We start from the raw sequence: 20,229 nt of genomic DNA on the forward strand, positions 1-20,229 counted from the left end.
GATTAAGCTATGTTTAAGGTCTTAACCTATTCTTAAAGTCTTTTCAGTTGTTTGATATAGTTGTATATAGTTGCAAATCCTTTCTCATGGGAGATACCTTTCACATAATTGGTTGCTGTGGCTAAATCCCCTTGATTGAGGTATTTATCTCTACTTTTATCTTTGGAAAGAAACAGTTTATTATTGGCAATAACCGATTGCCAATTACCGGTAATCAAAGACCTATTACTTAATTCCGAAAAAAGGAAAGCTACATATCTATTATTATTTGACCTTAATATTGCATTAGGTTTACAGGAGAGTATTGCTTTCAAATCATCAACAGTTACAGAGGCATTGAACATTTTAACCTCGTTGATGCAATCTGCAATCAATTCTATCTGTTTGTCATTAAGAATTGAACCAAACGGATTTTCCGTTTCAGCAATAGGGGGTACGACTTTTATCGGAAGCTCGGTGTTTGTTGTCGGCTTCTGTACTTCCTGTTCCGGCTGTGGCTCCAGTTCTGCCTGCGCTCTATCTTCTTTCTTTTTTCGCAAGTATGCTGAATATCTTTCCAACACAACGGTTTTAACCACTACAGAAAAATAAGGCAGTTCTTCATCATAGTCTGAATTGTCCTGTTCGTATCGAGAATAATCAAATGAAAGAGGAGAGAATAAAAGGTACTTTCTTTTTTCATCGGGCTTCAAGGCTTCATAAAAACCGCTTTCCCAAAAGAAATCGGATATAGAGTAAAAATTTTGAATATCATCCAGTACAGAATAACGGATGTAAAGTTGTGCCAATTCATCTGCGGTACGAATATACTCCTGCTGCTCCAACTCATCAGCCTGTTCACGGCTCAAATATTCTGACTTAGCAGTTGTACTATCCGTTATAATTTGATAGGCATGATTTATACAACGGTTGAATATGCCTTGTATATGGTCGAATTTCACTTTCAATTCTTCTTCTGTCATAAGATTCTCTGTTTCAGTTAGTAGAAACAAAGATATATTTTTCTTGTGAAAGAAGGGCAAAAAAATAAAGAAAGTACGGTTGTCATAGTCCGTACTTTCTTTTAAATTAGTCTGTTAAATTCGGTATCAAACTTATAGCTTCTTCTTTCTTTTTATCCACAATCTTAGCGTAAATTTGGGTAGTCGCAATATTTTTATGCCCCAACAGTTTACTAACGGTATATAAATCAGCCCCTAATGTTAGCATCATGGTTGCATGTGTATGGCGTGAAACATGGAAAGAGATGTGTTTAGTAACTCCTGCCGCTTTAGCCCATTGTTGAAGTATCTTATTTATTGTCCCCTCATGTGTCAAAGGAAAGATTAAATCGCTGTCTATAGCTTCTCCTCTCTGCGGCAACCACTTCAACGCTTCATCAGATATAGGAAGATAAAGAGGTTCTTTAGTTTTTTGCATTTTTATCTCAATCCTAATTCTATCACCGCTTTTCTGTAAATCATTCCATTTTAATTTTCTTAAATCGCTTATTCGCAATCCACATAAGCAGCTAAAAAGAAAAGCCTGTTTCATTATTTCATATTTACATTCCGTATTTATCAAGAGTTTCAATTCTTCAATAGTTAGATACTCCCTACGGCTGGCTTCTGCCTTCACTTTATCGGCAAAATCAAACTCTTTTGTTGGGTTTACTGTTATAATGCCATCTTTATAAGCCCTATTTATAGCAGTTCGTAATACTCCATAATAAGCAACTACCGAATTATTGCTTAATAATCCGCCTGCTTTAGTTACTCCGTATTTACTCGCTTTCTTTGCCTGCTTTAAGAAATCCACAAAACTACTAAGGAAATCTTTATCAATATCACGAAAAGCGATATAATCCCCTCTAAACAATTTCAATTCACGGATAGTGTTACCAATAGTCTTTTCATAATTCAGACTGCCACGCTCTTTAGATTGCGCTCTCATATCCAACAAATAGTCAAGTACGTTTGCTTTGGATTTATTGGTATTCTGAAATCCGTGCGCATCATTCTGTAACTCAACAATCCGTTTGCTCTGAATAGCTTTGGCAAGTGCCAATGTAGCTTCATTCTTAGTCTTATCCTCCCTCGTCTTTTCCGGAATAAGATATAACTTCAAAAACTCGTATTGGCGTTTACCGCCAACATAGTTTTCTTTTCTAATCACGTCACCAGTGTAATAATCCAAATAAATGGATTGATTACCATTGGCAAGCTGCTTAAATCTGATTCTTACAGGTTCTTTCAGTTTGACCTCTTGTTTCTTCTTCGCCATACTTATGTTTTTATTTTGTTACCGATGGCAAATATAGATATTTTTTTTGTTACCCAATAGCATTTGAGTAACAAACTGGTAACAAAATAAAGGAATTTATAGGCAAATACAGGAAAGCAAGCAAAACAAAGGGAACACGACAAATAAAAGACAAATCACTATATTTCAGTTATTTATATTTAATCTTTCAACTCTTTCTTTCTCTTTTTCCACAGCTGCCACGAGTTGATGATGTTTTGCCATAACACATAGCTTCCCGGACCGACAGAAGATAAAGGATTCAGGTAAGTATGAGCCATCCATATAGCAAGAATCGTATTCTTCTGTCCAAGAGCTTGTCCGCCACTGATACGGTCATCGTACACACTTCCAATGGTTTTACCCAAAAAGAATTGAATACAACAAGCTACCAATGCAGCAAAGGCAATAAGTATTTCAGTCATGACATCCGCAGTACTTTCTAACAAAGAGTTAAGCGTTTGTGCCGTCACGATGGCAAGAGATATTGCCCACAAATAAAACGCCAGTTCATGATAGCCCATAAGCCGATTATGTATCTTGGGCAATAGCTTCTCCAAAAGCCATGCCGTTAGAAACGGGCAAATGAGTAATGGAAAAACTTTACTTAATATAATAAGGAAAGAACTCCAGAAACTCATCTCAGCATGAACTTCGATTAACGGGAAGAAAAGCGGAACGGCAATAGCGGCCCCTACATTACCCAATAGAGTATAAGTGGTAAGACTGGCAGCACTCCCTCCTAATTTCTGAGTAATAACCGCAGCAGCCGTTGCTGTCGGACAGATAATACAAACCATCGCACCTTCCGCTACAATCTTATTAAAACGGAATAACAAAAAATATACAGCCAAAGAACCGAATATCTGAATCAACAATAACCACAAATGCAACGGTTTTATCTTCAGGTCATGAGGAGAAACCTTGCAGAACGTCAGCAGCAACATGGTGAAAATCAAATAAGGAGTCAAAAAGGATAAGCACATAAACAACGGATACCCTATAGCTCCCACCAACATGGCAATGGGAAGCGTCCAGTCTTTCAAGAACTTCAGCATGATAACCTTCTTTAAATTTTGATTGCAAAGTAACACCAATATTAAATAACATATCTTTTCTTCGAGTGTTTTTTAAAGAAAATTTAAACAACGATAGACTTAAAAATAGCAAAACTTAAACGTAAATAGTGAGTTTTCACCAAATTTCTGCTACATTTGCAACGCATATTCATAATATGGAAAAGAATTTATTCAAAATAGTATTCAGATTAGTCTGTGCCGGAATATTTATTTTAACGAATGTCGCCCCCATTTCCGGCAAAGATTTTACTGTCGTCATTGATGCCGGACACGGTGGACACGACCCCGGTGCCATCGGCAAAATATCTAAAGAAAAGAATATCAATTTGAATGTAGCTTTGCAATTAGGCAAGAATATACAAAAGAACTGCAAGGATGTCAAGGTAATCTATACCCGTAAAACCGATGTTTTCATTCCATTGAATAGGCGGGCGGAAATTGCTAATGAAGCCAAAGCCGACTTATTTATTTCCATTCATACCAATTCTGTCGCTCAAGGCAAGATTGTTCGCGGTGCGGAAACATTTACTCTCGGACTTGCCCGTTCGGAGGCTAATCTGGAAATTGCCAAGCGAGAGAACTCGGTTATTCTTATTGAAGATGATTACAAGCAACGTTATGCCGGCTTCAACCCGAATTCATCGGAAAGCTATATCATGTTCGAGTTCATTCAAGACAAACACATGGAGCAAAGCGTTAAGCTGGCAAAACTAGTACAAGGACAATTCCGTAATCACGCCAAACGCATCGACCGTGGAGTACATCAGGCAGGCTTTTTGGTTCTGAGAGCAACAACGATGCCCAGTGTCCTTGTAGAGTTAGGCTACATATCCACTCCTGATGAAGAACGTTACCTGAATTCACAGGAAGGGATAAACAAACTTGCAGAAGGAATTTATCGGGCATTTCTAAAATATAAAGAAGAACATGAAAAACCTATATTGGCAGCAGCCGGTAAATATTCGGATAAGTCTGTAAACACCGAGGCTGCTCCGGAAAGTAATGAGCCTGTCATTGCCTCCAATGCAAAACAAACAGGGATTAAAACGGTAGAATCTGCATCAGCAAGCACAACCAACAGCAAACCGGTATTCAAGATACAGATACTTACATCTTCCAAACCGTTGAAAAGCAACGACAAAGAGTTAAAAGGATTGTCGCCCGTGAACTATTATAAAGAAAACGGTATTTATAAATATACGTATGGAGAATCAACTGATTACAACAAGATTCTTCAGATGAAAAATTCGATAATAAATAAATTTAAGGATGCTTTCATCATAGCTTTCCGGGACGGAGAGAAAACGGATGTACGAAAAGCTATTGCCGAATTCAAAAAAACTAGAAAATAATAAAGAAAAAAAGAATAATGATGAAATACTTTACGAAAGAAGTTAAAATTGGAATCGCAGGATTAGTCGCACTATTCATGCTTATTTATGGTATTAATTACCTCAAAGGCATTAATATGTTCAAACCAAGTAGTTATTATTATGTAAGATACAGTAATATCAACGGGCTCGCCAAATCAAGCCCAGTTTTTGCCGACGGTTTCCGTATAGGAACTGTGCGCGACATTTACTATGATTATACTCATCCAGGAAACGTTACTGTAGAAGTAGAAATGGACACAGAAATGCGAGTACCCAAAGGAAGTACGGCAGAACTGGTTACCGAAATGCTTGGTACAGTAAAAATGAATCTCCTATTGGCTAACAACCCAAGAGAAAGTTATCAGGTAGGTGATACCATTCCCGGTGTACTCAACAACGGTTTGATGGAGGCCGTAACCCAAACTTTAATGCCGGAGATGGAAAAAATGCTTCCCCGTCTTGATTCAATCTTAATTTCTCTAAATCAGATTTTAGCAGACCCAAATATTCCGGCTACACTGAAATCTGCGCAAAAGACTGCTGCAAATTTGGAAGTCGCTACTGCACAACTAAATGTATTAATGAAAAAAGATATACCGCAATTAACCGGTAAATTAAATACAATCGGTGATAACTTCATTACCATCAGCGACAACCTGAAAGGTATCGATTATGCATCTACTTTTGAAAAAGTTGATGCAACAATGGCCAATCTTAAAAATGTCACAGACAAGCTAAGCGATAAAGACAATACAATCGGTTTGTTACTGAATGACTCTGCACTATACAGAAATTTAAGCACTACCGGAGCTAATGCCGCAGCATTATTGGAAGACCTAAAATCTCATCCGAAGCGATATGTTCACTTCTCCTTATTTGGTAAGAAAGAAAAGTGAAAAATAGTACAAATATAGAATTCGTCTAAATAACAAGGGGCATTATCTCTCCTGACAAATGAGCTTAAAAAAGCCTTGAATCAAGAGATATAATGCTTTTTTCTTAAACTATGACAAAACAAAAATCTTCCATACATATCTACATAATAAACTAAACAACAGGCACTTATAAATACGCAAAAACATAAAAACGAATCATCAATGCAACGTTTTCATAAGTTACTGAAACTAAAGAACTTATTTCTTTTATGAAAAAAGCAATAAAATAACCCATTTGTTTTTTTGAAATAAGATTCCCAATTTTGCATGTGTAGAAGTTTCGCTAATTAATAAATGTATTAAGAGCCTTATGAGTGAATGTGATCATGTCGGGCTATGGAACCGCTGTCTGAAAGTAATAAGAGACAATGTTCCGGAGACGACATATAATACATGGTTTGTCCCTATTATTCCTCTGAAATATGAGAATAAAGCGTTGACAGTACAAGTGCCCAGCCAATTCTTTTATGAATTTCTAGAAGAAAAGTTTGTTGAGCTATTGCGTGCTACCCTTTACAAAGAAATTGGTGAAGGGACAAAATTAATGTATCGTGTTTTGACGGATAAGACCAACAATATTACCGTTGATTTAGAAGCTAGTAATCGTTCTGCTGCCGTTCCCCAAAGGCCGACAACAAGAATTGATATGCGTAAAACGCCTAACCCATTACAGAGTCCGGCGCCACAAGATTTAGACCCACGCTTAAATCCAAACTATAATTTTGAAAACTTTATAGAAGGTTATAGTAATAAGTTATCACGAACAGCAGGAGAAGCCGTTGCGCTAAACCCCGCAAAAACAACATTTAATCCGTTGTTCATCTATGGTCCTTCCGGTGTAGGTAAAACCCATTTGGCTAATGCAATCGGTACTAAAATAAAAGAATTGCATCCGAACAAAAGGGTGCTTTATGTATCCGCGCACCTATTTCAGGTACAATATACTGACTCCGTAAGAAATAACACGATTAATGACTTCATCAATTTCTACCAAACGATTGATGTACTCATTATTGATGATATTCAAGAATTTGCCAGTCTGACAAAGACTCAAAATACGTTCTTTCATATATTCAATCATCTGCACCAAAACGGAAAACAATTGATTATGACATCAGACCGTTCTCCGATTATGCTTCAGGGAATGGAAGACCGCTTGCTAACCCGTTTTAAATGGGGACTTGTTGCCGAACTCGAAAGACCGAATGTGGAATTGAGAAAGAATATTCTTAGAAACAAGATCCACCGTGACGGCTTAAAATTCCCGGAAGAAGTCATTGATTATATTGCAGAGAACGTAAACGAGAGTGTACGCGATTTGGAAGGTATTGTTATTTCAATCATGGCACGTTCCACGATTCTTAATAAAGAAATAGACATTGACTTAGCCCAACATATCGTACATAAAGCAGTACGATGCGAAACAAAAGCCATAACAATAGAAGATATTATTGAAAAAGTATGCAAGCACTTCGAAATAGAACCGATCGCCATACATACCAAATCAAGAAAAAGAGAAGTGGTACAAGTCAGACAGATCGCAATGTACCTTTCTAAAAAACATACGGATTCATCGTCTTCTAAAATTGGTCAACTAATTGGAAACAAAGATCATGCAACCGTACTTCACGCATGTAAAATAGTAAAAGACCAAGTAGAAGTAGATAAGGCTTTCCGGGCTGAATTAGAAGAAATAGAAGCTACATTAAGAAAAAAAGCATAAGTTGTGTCCTCACAACTCATGCTTTTCCTATCACAGTTATTTAATTCCTACTTCAAGAAACCTTGCTTCTTTAAAACCTCCATCATATTGGCAGACATCAGTTCATTATCTTTCTTTGTATAACGGATATCCGTAAAGACCTGTGCCAATGTCTCTTTTTTATTCTCAACAACAAACTGCTTGTTTTCCGGTAACGACTCCTTATAAGCAAACAACTTATCTATCTCTCCCACCGTATAATCATGGTATCCTTCTTGGTGCAGAACTGCCTGCAAAGGCAAGCGGTCTACCTGATTCGGACATTCATCCGGATAACCAACAGTTACAGTAGTAATGGGAAATACTAATTCTGGTAAATTTAATGCTTCTATAATCATCTGCGGATTATAAGTGGTAGTACCTAAATAACAAATACCAAGCCCTTTTTCTTCTGCAAGCATACAGAATGTTTGAACAACAATCAAAGTATCCATCGCAGCATTCATGAATGATTGGAAATTATCATATCCCGGAACTGCATTTCTTTGCTTACACCACTTACTGAAACGATTGAAATCCGCACAGAATGTAAGAACAACCGGAGCTCCTTTCACCATAGGTTGATTAAAATGTGCAGGAGACAATAATTCCTTTTGCTGTTGGCTTCGAGTTACTACAATACTATACAACTGCATATTACCACATGTAGACGCCCGGCACGCAGTATCAAGCAAATGATTTAACAAATCTGCATCTATATCCTGTGACTTATATTTTCGGATTGTCCTTCTACTTTTTGCTGTTTCCATCTTACTTTTTTGTGCAAATATAAAGAAAGAATGGATATAATTGCACATTTCAATCACTATAATTATCGATTAAATTTCTATTTCAATAAAGTTTAATCCTTCGTTTTAGTCTACAAATTTTCAAAACAGAAAACTTCATAGCACTATCTAAAGCAAATAACCACTATAAATCAGCAACTTAACAAATAAAAATGGAAAACTTTATATTTGTTGAAAACTTATCAATAAATTATTTTGTTATAACGAAAAACATTTTTAGCTTTGCAAACACATTTGTTGATAATAAGTGAAACTTCTACACTTTTACTTATTAATAGAAACAAAATCTAACATAGAATATCGTGGAAAAACAATCTTACACCTATGACGAGGCCTTTGAAGCATCTTTACAGTACTTTAAAGGAGATGAACTTGCTGCAAGAGTTTGGGTAAACAAATATGCAGTAAAAGACTCTTTCGGAAATATCTTCGAGAAATCTCCAGAAGATATGCATTGGCGTATTGCCAATGAAATAGCCCGTATCGAAGCTAAATACAAAAACCCTCTGACTGCTCAGCAGCTTTTTGATTTGCTCGACCATTTTAAGTACATCGTACCACAAGGTAGTCCAATGACCGGAATCGGCAATGATTATCAAGTAGCTTCCTTGTCAAACTGCTTTGTTATAGGCGTTGACGGAGCCGCAGATTCTTACGGTGCTATCATTAAGATTGACGAGGAACAAGTTCAATTAATGAAACGTCGTGGTGGTGTAGGGCATGATTTATCACACATACGTCCTAAAGGTTCTCCGGTTAAGAACTCTGCACTGACTTCTACCGGTCTTGTACCTTTTATGGAACGTTATTCAAATTCTACCCGTGAAGTAGCACAAGATGGCAGACGCGGAGCATTGATGCTGAGTGTATCCATTAAACATCCAGATTCAGAAGCATTTATCGATGCAAAGATGACAGAAGGTAAAGTTACGGGAGCGAATGTTTCTGTGAAATTGGATGATGAATTTATGAGTGCGGCAGTAGACGGCCGTTCTTATCGCCAACAATATCCTATCGATTCGAACGAACCCAGTTATACAAAAGAAATAGATGCTTCTGCATTATGGAAAAAGATTGTGCATAACGCTTGGAAGTCGGCAGAACCGGGAGTATTGTTTTGGGATACAATCATTAAAGAGTCTGTTCCGGATTGCTACGCAGATTTAGGCTACAAGACTGTTTCTACCAATCCGTGTGGTGAAATCCCTTTATGCCCTTACGACTCTTGTCGCTTGTTAGCTATAAATCTATACTCTTATGTAGTCAATCCGTTTACAAAAGATGCGTATTTTGATTTTGATTTATTCAAAAAGCATGTAGTACTTGCACAGCGCATCATGGATGACATCATTGACCTTGAGTTGGAAAAGATTGAGCGTATCATAGATAAGATAGCAACCGACCCGGAAAATGCAGAAGTAAAACGGACTGAAAAAGAACTTTGGGAGAAGATTTATAAAAAGAGCGGTCAAGGAAGACGTACAGGTGTAGGTATCACCGCTGAGGGAGATATGCTGGCAGCTCTCAATCTTCGTTATGGTACTGAAGAAGCAACAAATCTATCAGAAGAAGTACACAAGACTGTAGCTCTAGCTGCTTACCGTTCTTCCGTAGAAATGGCGAAAGAAAGAGGAGCATTCGAAATCTACGATTCGAAACGTGAAGAAAACAATCCGTTTATCAGCCGTTTGCGCGACGCTGATCCGGGACTTTACGAAGAAATGAAAAAATACGGAAGAAGAAACATCGCTTGCCTCACGATAGCCCCGACAGGAACAACCAGCTTAATGACTCAGACCACTTCCGGTATTGAACCGGTATTCATGCCTGTCTATAAACGCAGAAGAAAGGTCAATCCGAATGATCCGCAAGTACATATTGATTTTGTAGATGAGACCGGTGATGCTTTTGAAGAATACATCGTATTCCACCATAAGTTTGTAACTTGGATGGAAGCAAACGGTTATAATACTACCAAGAAATACACTCAGGAAGAACTTGATGAACTCATCGAAAAGTCACCTTATTATAAGGCTACTTCAAACGATGTAGACTGGCTCATGAAGGTTAAGATGCAGGGAAGAATCCAAAAATGGGTAGACCATTCAATCAGTGTCACCATCAACCTGCCGAACGATGTTGATGAAGAATTGGTTAACCGTCTTTATGTAGAAGCATGGAAATCCGGATGCAAAGGCTGCACCGTATATCGCGACGGCTCACGTTCCGGAGTGCTCATTTCCGCAAAATCAGACAACAAGGATGAACTTCCTCCATGTAAGCCACCTACGGTTGTGGAAACACGTCCGACCGTACTTGAAGCTGACGTTGTTAAGTTCCAAAATAATAAAGAGAAATGGGTAGCATTTGTCGGTTTGCTGGACGGAAGACCTTATGAGATCTTCACCGGTCTTCAAGATGATGACGAAGGTATTTTATTACCTAAATCTGTAACTTGCGGACGTATCATCAAGAATGTAGACGAAAACGGAAATAAGAGATACGACTTCCAGTTCGAAAACAAACGAGGATATAAAACCACAATTGAAGGACTTTCCGAGAAGTTTAATAAAGAATATTGGAACTATGCCAAGTTAATTTCCGGGGTGCTTCGTTACAGAATGCCGATTGAACAAGTAATCAAACTGGTAGGCTCACTGCAACTTGACAGTGAAAATATCAATACTTGGAAAAACGGTGTGGAACGCGCACTTAAGAAATATATTCAAGACGGAACAGAAGCTAAAGGACAGAAATGCCCGAACTGTGGCAATGAAACCTTGGTATATCAAGAAGGATGCCTGATATGTAAGACCTGTGGTACATCACGCTGTGGATAATTTCACTTTCATTTGATTAATAAAATTACAAAGAAGAAAAAAGGAGCTTGTCATAAGCTCCTTTTTTTATTATATTCTTTCCCATTATCGAGGAATTATCTAAATTGCGGCAATTTGAAAAACTAAAGCAAATCAATATTATGATAGTAACTTTCAACATAGAATATCGCACTAATTGGGGAGAAGAAGTCAAGATTGTAGGCTCCATTCCTGAATTAGGAAACCAAGATATCGACAAGCCTTTTTCACTTCATACCACAGATGGAATTACATGGTCGGCTTCTTTGGAGATCAATGATATACCTAAAGAAAAAATCCTGAACTATACCTATTATATATATAAGAACGGAGTTCCCATCCGTAAAGAATGGGCGGTCTTTCAACGAACACTCTGCTTGGTAACGAATAATAAAAGAAAACATTATATCACAAACGACTATTGGAAAAATATACCTGAACAACAATATTTCTATAGTTCGGCTTTCACAGACTGTCTGCTTCCCAGAGGACGTAATACCGCCTATTTAAATCATCATAAAAAAAGTATTGTATTCAAAGCTTATTGTCCGCGCCTTCATCCGGACTATGTACTGGCTGTTTGCGGTAATCAAAAAAGTCTGGGTAACTGGAATACAGAAAAAGCTCTTTTGATGAGCGACGAAACATTCCCCGAATGGCAAGCGGAAATAGATGAGTCTAAAATCGTTTATCCGCTGGAATACAAGTTTGTATTATACAATTTAAAAGAACATAAAGCAAAAGCATGGGAACCGAATCCCAACCGTTACTTATCCAATCCTGCACTAAAAGAAAATGAGACATTGGTTATTTCCGACCGATATGTATTTTTCGAACTGCCGCAATGGAAAGGAGCAGGAGTAGCCATCCCTATTTTCTCCTTAAAATCAGAAAGCAGTTTCGGCATCGGAGATTTCGGCGACCTGAAAAAGATGATTGATTGGGCGATACAGACCAATCAGAAAGTCGTTCAGATACTTCCGATCAATGACACCACCATGACACATACATGGATGGATTCATACCCGTACAACAGTATATCTATTTACGCTTTACATCCGATGTATATTGATTTGAGCCGACTAAGTCCACTGAAAGATAAAGACAAAGCCGCTTATTTTAACCGGAAGCAAAAGGAACTGAATACACTCCCTACTCTCAATTATGAAGAAGTAGAAAAGGCAAAATGGGAATATTCCCATCTGATATTTGAACAAGAAGGAAAGGCTGTACTAGCATCGGATGAATTCAGGAAATTCTATACCAAGAACAGAGAATGGCTACTCCCCTATGCTGCTTATTGCTATCTACGAGATACTTATAATACATCAGATTTCCATGATTGGAAAGAGTATTCCACTTACAACGCACAGGAAATAGAATATTTATGCGCACCGGAAAAGCCGGAATATCTCCGGATAGCCATCCACTACTATATTCAGTATCTGCTTCATTGCCAATTAATTGAAGCAAGCAATTATGCAAGAAAACATGGCATTGTACTAAAAGGAGACATACCAATCGGTATTAGCCGTTGCAGTGTCGAGGCATGGACCGAACCCCACTATTTCAATATGAACGGCCAGGCCGGCGCACCACCTGATGATTTCTCCGTGAACGGTCAGAACTGGGGATTTCCTACATATAACTGGGATGTAATGGAGCAAGACGGTTACCGCTGGTGGATGAAACGCTTTCAGAAAATGGCGGAATACTTTGATGCCTACCGTATCGACCATATTCTTGGTTTTTTCCGTATCTGGGAGATTCCATCGCACTCCGTGCATGGATTGTTAGGGCAGTTCGTACCTTCTCTCCCATTGACAAAAGAAGAGATAGAAAGTTTCGGTCTGGAATTCAAGGAAGAATTCTTTTTAAAGCCTTACATTCATGAATATCTGCTGCACCAGACATTCGGTCCTCATATAGAATCGGTGAAAGAGCAATTCCTGATGCCGACCGATAAGCCGGGTATCTATCAGATGCGCCCGGAATATGATACGCAACGTAAGGTAGAAGCTCATTTTCATGGAAAGACAGACAGCGACAGCATTTGGATACGCGACGGACTCTACTCACTTATCAGTGATGTACTTTTCATTCGGGATAACAAAGACCCGGAGAAATATCATCCTCGCATCAGTGTGCAACATGAATCTATTTACCAATCTCTCAGTGAAAACGAGAAAAATGCGTTCAACAACCTATATGAACAATATTACTATCATCGCCACAATGATTTCTGGTATGAACAGGCGATGAAAAAACTACCTCAACTCACACAATCCACCCGTATGCTTGTATGCGGAGAAGATCTTGGCATGATTCCCGGATGTGTATCAAGGGTAATGAAGGAACTGCAAATCCTTAGTCTGGAGATACAGCGTATGCCCAAAGAAGCCTTTCAGGAATTCGGACACCTCGACCGATATCCTTATTTATCAGTCAGTACCATTTCCACGCACGATATGTCCACGTTGAGGGGATGGTGGGAAGAGGATTATCAACAGACACAACGTTACTTCAACAATATACTCGGACGTTACGGAATAGCACCCGCAACAGCCACGAGCGAACTTTGCGAAGAAGTAATCCGTCAGCACCTTCGCGGCAACTCCATGCTTTGTATTCTGTCCCTCCAAGATTGGTTGTCAATAGACGATCGTTGGCGTAATCCGGATGTAAATGCAGAACGAATCAATATACCATCCAATCCGAGACATTACTGGAAATACCGTATGCACCTCACATTGGAAGATTTGATGAAAGCAGAAAGCATCAACAAGAAAATTAGAGAACTGATTAACCATACAGGACGTAATCCTCAAAAGTAAATATGGAACAAGAAGGAATGTATATCTGTCTTGATAAAATGAGTTTTTATGCACATCACGGTGTAGCACCTCAGGAAACACTTGTCGGTAATATTTTCACAATAGACTTAAAGTTGAAAACCGACTTTAGCCGGGCTACCGAAACGGATGAATTGGAATACACCGTGAGCTATGCCGATATATATAAAGCTGTGAAAGAAGAGATGCAGATCCCGTCCAAATTATTGGAACACGTTTGCGGAAGAATCATTCGCAGGTTGTTCCGGGATTTTCCAACCGTCGAAGCCATAGAAATCAAGCTATCCAAACGGAATCCTCCAATGGGTGCAGATATTGAGAAGGCAGGTGTAATGATGTCATGTAAACGACCGGAAAAAAACGATTAACGGTCAAATAAATAGGATAATTGTAAGTTTTTTAGAGATCATCAGGATCATTGAAAGTGAACATACGGTTGATCATTTACAAACATACGGTCGATCATCTGCAAACTCCTATCGTTTGTAAATGATCGACCGTATGTTCGTACAAGTACATTATTTCTTCTTGCGGCTCTTGGCTTTTTCTACCGCTTTCTCTACCATCGGCTTGCTGTCCAAGCGGCGTGTATATGCGCTATAATCAGGCACAATACGCTTATATTCAGGATCTAAGAATAACGGACTGGATATAATATGATCCGCAGTAGAGCGATTACAACAGAACACAATATTCTCCACACTAGCCAATCGGGTCAATGCCTTAACATCGGTATCATGCGGTTGAAGCGTCATCGGATCTGTAAAGAAAAACAAATAGTCGATTTCTCCGTCCACGATACGCGAACCCATTTGCTGATCTCCACCCAACGGGCCTGATTTCAAAATAGTAATATCCCATTCCACATCCGGATGTTTAGCCTGTAATGCTTCCTTGATCAACTTACCGGTTGTTCCGGTACAATAGAACTTATGTCCCATCAATAATTCCGAGTTCCAAACAACCCACTCCAATAAATCTTGCTTCATTGCATCATGGGCAACCAAACCTATTTTTCTAATTAATTTCTCCATACCTTTATTTATTAAGGTTATTAATTGTCGGTTCCTTATATAATTCAAACTACAACTGAGAAAAACACTTCTTTCCTTTCAAATAATACAATACTAAAATACTGCTTTTTATCCGTTCGGGAATAGATTGCAAAGAAGTTTTTTCCAGATTTTCTTTACGCATTTCAGTAAATTCTCCTTTCATACGATGAAAGGCACGTCTTGCTTTTACGACGGCCATTGCGTTAGAAACCTCTCCTGTAAGCAGAAAGGTCAACGCTGCTACATAATCCAACAAGCAACGAACAAACATCACAAAAGAAAGTTCCCTTTCCGGCAGATTTTTATAAAGCATGACAAGATTGTTACGAAAGTTGAGAAAAGTTTTTCTCGGGTTCTCCTTTTTCAATGTTGCTCCCCCCACGTGATAAACAACACTTTGTGGTACACACACCAAACCTCTGCCACGACTTCGAAGTCTCCAACAAAGATCAATTTCTTCCATGTGTGCGAAAAAACGCCCATCCAGTCCGCCTGCTTTCCAATAATCTTCAGAACGAATAAATAAAGCCGCTCCGGTAGCCCAAAACACGGAAGCAACAGAATCATATTGTCCGTTATCCTTTTCCAGTTCACTCATGATGCGTCCGCGACAAAAAGGATAACCATAACGGTCCATGAATCCTCCACAAGCTCCGGCATATTCAAAATATTCTTTCTCATGCCAACTCCGAAGTTTAGGTTGGCAAGCGGCTATCTCCTGATGTTCATCCAAATAAGACACCATCGGTTCCAACCAATGCTCTGTGACCTCGACATCGGAATTAAGCAGAACATAATATTCTGCCTTTACCTCCTTGAGCGCTTTGTTATATCCATCGGCAAAACCATAATTCTTTTCTAAAACGATCGTCCGTACAGCCGGAAACTCATTTGCTAAAATATCCAAAGAGTTATCCGTCGAAGCATTATCCGCTACATATACATCTATTCCGACTCCTGCCGAATTACAAACAACAGATGGTAAAAACCGTCGAAGCATCTCTGCGCCGTTCCAATTCAGAATAACCACTGCTACTTTTGCTTCCATCGTATCATCATTCATTATCAGACATACCTAAGATAATACCCCTCAAAGCTGTACTATCTTCATTAAAGTCTCCTAGCTTCACCTGTACCAATTTGTTATCCAAACTGTGATCACCATCAACTTCTACCCGGATATAATTTTTTGTAAAGCCATGCATCATAGCTCCGGGTTTCGGTTTCTCCAACAAAACTTCCATGGTTTGCCCGATATGTTTAGCATAAAATGCACGCGTCTTTTCTTCAGACAAAGCAAGCAAACGTTGACTTCTTTCATGTTTCTTTTCCGGAGTCACTACATAATCAATCTTTAATGCCTGCGTACCCGGACGTTCGGAATAACTAAAGACGTGCAATTGTGTAACATCCAATCCATTTATAAAATCGTAAGCACTTTCAAAGTACTCATCCGTTTCACCTCTCGTACCTACTATAACGTCTACTCCGATAAACGCATCCGGCATTATCTCTTTTATCTTTCTTATTTTCGAAGCGAACAGTTCCGTATCATACCTCCGCCGCATTAACTTCAACACCTCATCACATCCCGACTGCAAAGGAATATGAAAATGAGGCATAAAACTACGCGAATGGGATACATACTCTATGATCTCATCTGTCAACAAATTCGGTTCGATAGAGGAAATACGATAACGTTTGATTCCTTCTACCCTATCCAACGCTTTTACCAAATCAAAGAAAGTCTCACCTGTACTCTTACCGAAATCTCCGATATTTACTCCGGTGATAACAATTTCCCTGCCTCCTTCGCTTGCCGCTTGCTCTGCCTGTGCCACAATATCAGCAACAGTACCATTACGACTGCGTCCACGGGCAAAAGGAATCGTACAATAGGAACAGAAATAATCGCAGCCGTCCTGCACTTTCAAGAAGAAGCGGGTACGGTCTCCTCTTGAACAAGAAGGGGCAAATGTTCGAATATCCTTCGTCGGCGAAGAAAACGCCTCCCCTTTTTGATGTTTTTCCAAATCACCAAGGTACGAGAGCAAATCTTTCTTCTGCTCTGCACCGAGCACAACGTCTACCCCCTCAATATCCGCTACTTGTCCGGGCTTTAATTGGGCATAACATCCGGTAACAACGACGAATGCTCCGGGATGTTGCTTAACTAATCGATGAATAGCCTGACGGCATTTTTTATCGGCTACTTCTGTTACAGAACAAGTATTCACCACACAAATATCCGCTTTCTCACCCTTACGCGCCGTACGTATGCCGGCTTCCTGCAAAATCTTACCGATAGTAGATGTTTCCGAAAAGTTCAATTTACAGCCCAACGTATAATAAACGGCTGTTTTATCTTGGAATATAGTTGTATCAATCATATCCTTTTTCACCTTGTATTCAGGTACAAAGTTACACATTATTATCATTAAAAGTTGTTATCACAAAGGATAGTTATCCTGCAAAACTCTTTTTAATACGAAACTAATTTGCTATGTTTGCTGTTCATTCGTTAAAAATCGACTAATGATACAAGAGAATTTTATCAAACTATACGAGAATAGTTTTAAAGAAAACTGGGATTTACCTTGTTACACCGACTATGGTGATGAAGTAACCTACAGTTATGGACAAGTGGCAGAAGAGATTGCAAAACTACACCTACTGTTCCATCATTGCAGTCTGCGCCGGGGAGATAAAATCGCTTTAATAGGTAAAAATACTGCCCGTTGGTGTATCGCCTATATGGCAACCGTCACTTACGGAGCAATAATAGTCCCCATCCTTCAAGACTTCAATCCGAACGATGTACATCATATTGTAGCTCATTCCGAATCCGTATTTCTTTTCACCAGCGACACCATTTGGGAAAATTTGGAAGAAGAAAAGCTCTCCGGATTGCGTGGAGCGTTCTCTTTAACAGACTTCCGTTGTTTATATCAACGTGATGGCGAAACAGTCCAAAAGTTTATTCGTAATGCGGATGCCGCTATGCATAAAACCTATCCGAAAGGTTTCAGAAAGGAAGATATACAATATACCACTCTATCCAATGATAAAGTTATGTTGCTGAACTACACTTCCGGAACCACAGGTTTCAGTAAAGGTGTGATGCTGACCGGGAATAATCTTGCCGGGAATGTCACCTTCGGTATTCGTACAGAGCTTCTTAAAAAAGGCGATAAAGTATTATCTTTCTTACCCTTAGCACATGCATACGGTTGTGCATTCGATTTCCTTACAGCTACAGCAGTCGGCACGCACGTAACGTTATTAGGCAAAACGCCTTCCCCAAAAATTATAATGAAAGCATTCGAGGAAGTAAAGCCTAATCTTATTATTACCGTGCCACTCGTTATTGAGAAAATATATAAAAACGTAATACAGCCATTGATTTCCAAAAAAGGAATGAAATGGGCACTCAGTATTCCGGTACTCGATAATCAGATTTACGCGCAAATCCGCAAGAAGCTCATAGACGCACTCGGCGGAAGATTCAAAGAAGTAATCATCGGCGGAGCAGCCATGAACCCTGAGGTTACAGAATTCTTCTACAAAATAAAATTCCCTTTCACGATCGGTTATGGTATGACCGAGTGTGCTCCTCTTATCAGTTACAGCCCGTGGAATCAATTTATACCTTCTTCTTCCGGCAAGGTCCTGGATATAATGGAAGTACGAATTGATTCGGATGACCCTTATAATACAACAGGCGAAATACAAGTACGTGGAGAAAACGTCATGGCAGGATATTACAAAAACGAAGAAGCAACCAAAGAGGTCTTTACTGAGGATGGATGGTTACGCACAGGCGATCTTGGAACCATTGATGCTGAAAATAATATCTATATTCGCGGACGTAGCAAAACAATGATATTAAGTTCCAGCGGACAAAATATCTTCCCTGAGGAAATAGAGGCAAAACTTAATAATATGCCGTTTATTCTGGAAAGTCTGATTATAGAACGGAATAAAAAACTAGTGGCACTGGTATATGCCGACTATGAATCTTTAGATTCATTAGGGTTGAATAATCAGGAAAATCTAAAAACCATTATGGACGAAAACCTTAAGAACCTAAATAAAGCCGTAGCTGTTTACGAGAAAGTAAGCAGAATCCAACTTTACCCTAACGAATTCGAAAAAACTCCTAAAAAGAGTATAAAAAGGTATTTATATAACAGTATTACTGATGAATAGCATGTTTTACAACATGATATTAATTGACATCAAAAAGAGATGGCAAAAAAAAATATAAAAAAAGTTCTCTTTTTTAGTACAACGTATTGAAAAAGTGTCTACATTTGCAGCGTTTTAATAAGCAATTAATTGTATTACAGTTTTAAAAAGCAAAGAAAATGAAAAAATTAGCATTTTTATTCGTAGCTATCGTTGCAGTATCTTTCGCATCTTGCGGAAACAAGTCTAACGCTGACGCAGAAGCAGCTAAAGCTGATTCTATCCGTATCGCTGATTCTATTGCAGCAGTTGAAGCTGCAGCAGAAGCTGAAGCAGCTGCAGCAGCAGACACAATGGCTGTTGACAGCGTTGTTGCAACTGAAGAAATAGTAGCTGAATAATTAGAACTATCAGAGAGAATTGAAAGTCTGCCGTGCGAAAGCACAACAGACTTTTTTTATGTCCTTTCGGTTAATAATCAATAAAATCTATGTCCAACACAACAGAATAATTATTCACGTAGATTTTTACCGAAGAGAAGTTAAAGCTATAAAAAAAGCCCGCTATTAATAATAGCAGGCTTTTATATAAAAATAAAATTAAATTAGTCTTCAGCAACTACGTCGAAAGCGATCTCAACAGAAACTTCTTTGTGAAGTCTCACGATAGCTTTATAAGAACCAACTTCTTTAACGGCATCTTTAACAACGATAGTTTTTCTGTCTATTTTATAACCAAGCTTATCTAATTCTTCAGCAATTTGAATATTGCCTACAGAACCGAAGATAGTACCTGTAGAACTTACTTTAGTTGCAATAGTCAATTTTGTACCATCCAACTTAGCAGCCAATTCTTCAGCGTCTTTCTTGATTTTCTCTAATTTATGAGCACGTTGTTTCAAATCCTCAGCCAACATTTTCTTTGCAGCAGGAGAAGCAATAACAGCTTTCCCGGTAGGAATAAGATAGTTACGACCATAACCAGACTTAACGGTCACGATATCATTCTTATAACCTAAGTTTACTACGTCTTCTTTTAATATAATTTCCATACAAATTC

The 20,229-nt window shown here is 38.6% G+C and carries 16 protein-coding genes; 8 read left to right on the forward strand and 8 right to left on the reverse strand.

Annotated elements, in window-relative coordinates:
* Positions 1 to 32: 32 nt before the first annotated feature.
* The 3 genes from DXB63_RS04590 to DXB63_RS04600 all read right to left on the reverse strand — a co-directional run bounded on the left by DXB63_RS04590 (position 33) and on the right by DXB63_RS04600 (position 3,338).
* The gene (locus DXB63_RS04590; protein WP_122125207.1) at positions 33 to 962 is read right to left on the reverse strand and encodes a hypothetical protein; all 930 of its coding nucleotides are present in this window, start codon (positions 960 to 962) and stop codon (positions 33 to 35) included.
* A 106-nt stretch (positions 963 to 1,068) separates the two neighbouring features.
* Positions 1,069 to 2,262, reverse strand: a complete 1,194-nt coding sequence (locus DXB63_RS04595; RefSeq protein ID WP_122125208.1) for a site-specific integrase — start codon at positions 2,260 to 2,262, stop codon at positions 1,069 to 1,071.
* Positions 2,263 to 2,441: 179 nt separating this feature from the next.
* Positions 2,442 to 3,338 (reverse strand): transporter, encoded by an 897-nt coding sequence (locus DXB63_RS04600; RefSeq protein ID WP_122125209.1) that lies wholly within the window; start codon positions 3,336 to 3,338, stop codon positions 2,442 to 2,444.
* Positions 3,339 to 3,514: 176 nt separating this feature from the next.
* On the opposite strand from DXB63_RS04600, the gene DXB63_RS04605 reads away from it, so the two are divergent.
* From DXB63_RS04605 to dnaA, 3 genes are all read left to right on the forward strand, one after another.
* Positions 3,515 to 4,711 (forward strand): N-acetylmuramoyl-L-alanine amidase, encoded by a 1,197-nt coding sequence (locus tag DXB63_RS04605; protein WP_122125210.1) that lies wholly within the window; start codon positions 3,515 to 3,517, stop codon positions 4,709 to 4,711.
* Between the two features lie 20 nt (positions 4,712 to 4,731).
* Positions 4,732 to 5,628: an MlaD family protein gene (locus tag DXB63_RS04610; protein ID WP_122125265.1), complete on the forward strand. Its 897-nt coding sequence runs from the start codon at positions 4,732 to 4,734 to the stop codon at positions 5,626 to 5,628.
* Between the two features lie 349 nt (positions 5,629 to 5,977).
* Positions 5,978 to 7,390, forward strand: a complete 1,413-nt coding sequence (gene dnaA, locus DXB63_RS04615; RefSeq protein ID WP_122125211.1) for a chromosomal replication initiator protein DnaA — start codon at positions 5,978 to 5,980, stop codon at positions 7,388 to 7,390.
* Positions 7,391 to 7,437: 47 nt separating this feature from the next.
* Here the strand turns inward: dnaA and DXB63_RS04620 are convergent, their stop codons facing one another.
* Positions 7,438 to 8,178 (reverse strand): NADPH-dependent oxidoreductase, encoded by a 741-nt coding sequence (locus DXB63_RS04620; protein WP_122125266.1) that lies wholly within the window; start codon positions 8,176 to 8,178, stop codon positions 7,438 to 7,440.
* 341 nt (positions 8,179 to 8,519) lie between these two features.
* Here DXB63_RS04620 and DXB63_RS04625 point away from each other — a divergent pair, with 341 nt between their 5' ends.
* From DXB63_RS04625 to folB, 3 genes are all read left to right on the forward strand, one after another.
* Positions 8,520 to 11,057 (forward strand): adenosylcobalamin-dependent ribonucleoside-diphosphate reductase, encoded by a 2,538-nt coding sequence (locus DXB63_RS04625; RefSeq protein ID WP_122125212.1) that lies wholly within the window; start codon positions 8,520 to 8,522, stop codon positions 11,055 to 11,057.
* 140 nt (positions 11,058 to 11,197) lie between these two features.
* The gene (locus tag DXB63_RS04630; protein ID WP_122125213.1) at positions 11,198 to 13,909 is read left to right on the forward strand and encodes a 4-alpha-glucanotransferase; all 2,712 of its coding nucleotides are present in this window, start codon (positions 11,198 to 11,200) and stop codon (positions 13,907 to 13,909) included.
* A gap of 2 nt (positions 13,910 to 13,911) precedes the next feature.
* Complete coding sequence (gene folB / locus DXB63_RS04635) at positions 13,912 to 14,295, forward strand: dihydroneopterin aldolase (RefSeq protein ID WP_122125214.1); 384 nt, start codon at positions 13,912 to 13,914, stop codon at positions 14,293 to 14,295.
* A 150-nt stretch (positions 14,296 to 14,445) separates the two neighbouring features.
* On the opposite strand, the gene DXB63_RS04640 is transcribed toward folB, so the two are convergent.
* From DXB63_RS04640 to mtaB, 3 genes are read right to left on the reverse strand one after another with little or no spacing between them, the layout of a single operon-like run.
* Complete coding sequence (locus DXB63_RS04640) at positions 14,446 to 14,961, reverse strand: methylglyoxal synthase (protein WP_122125215.1); 516 nt, start codon at positions 14,959 to 14,961, stop codon at positions 14,446 to 14,448.
* Positions 14,962 to 15,010: 49 nt separating this feature from the next.
* Entirely contained in the window at positions 15,011 to 16,030 is a 1,020-nt protein-coding gene (locus tag DXB63_RS04645; protein ID WP_122125267.1) for a glycosyltransferase family 2 protein, read from the reverse strand.
* A gap of 7 nt (positions 16,031 to 16,037) precedes the next feature.
* Positions 16,038 to 17,372, reverse strand: coding sequence for a tRNA (N(6)-L-threonylcarbamoyladenosine(37)-C(2))-methylthiotransferase MtaB (gene mtaB / locus DXB63_RS04650; RefSeq protein WP_122125268.1), 1,335 nt, complete (start codon positions 17,370 to 17,372; stop codon positions 16,038 to 16,040).
* A gap of 145 nt (positions 17,373 to 17,517) precedes the next feature.
* Between mtaB and DXB63_RS04655 the strand changes: the two genes are divergently transcribed.
* Positions 17,518 to 19,191, forward strand: coding sequence for a long-chain fatty acid--CoA ligase (locus tag DXB63_RS04655; protein ID WP_122125216.1), 1,674 nt, complete (start codon positions 17,518 to 17,520; stop codon positions 19,189 to 19,191).
* Positions 19,192 to 19,349: 158 nt separating this feature from the next.
* The gene (locus DXB63_RS04665) at positions 19,350 to 19,571 is read left to right on the forward strand and encodes a hypothetical protein (protein WP_122125217.1); all 222 of its coding nucleotides are present in this window, start codon (positions 19,350 to 19,352) and stop codon (positions 19,569 to 19,571) included.
* Positions 19,572 to 19,774: 203 nt separating this feature from the next.
* Here DXB63_RS04665 and rplI read toward each other — a convergent pair whose 3' ends face one another.
* Entirely contained in the window at positions 19,775 to 20,221 is a 447-nt protein-coding gene (gene rplI / locus DXB63_RS04670) for a 50S ribosomal protein L9 (RefSeq protein ID WP_122125218.1), read from the reverse strand.
* Positions 20,222 to 20,229 lie beyond the last annotated feature (8 nt).

The sequence above is a fragment of the Bacteroides sp. OM05-12 genome (genome assembly GCF_003438995.1).
In the GTDB taxonomy this organism is placed as follows: domain Bacteria; phylum Bacteroidota; class Bacteroidia; order Bacteroidales; family Bacteroidaceae; genus Bacteroides.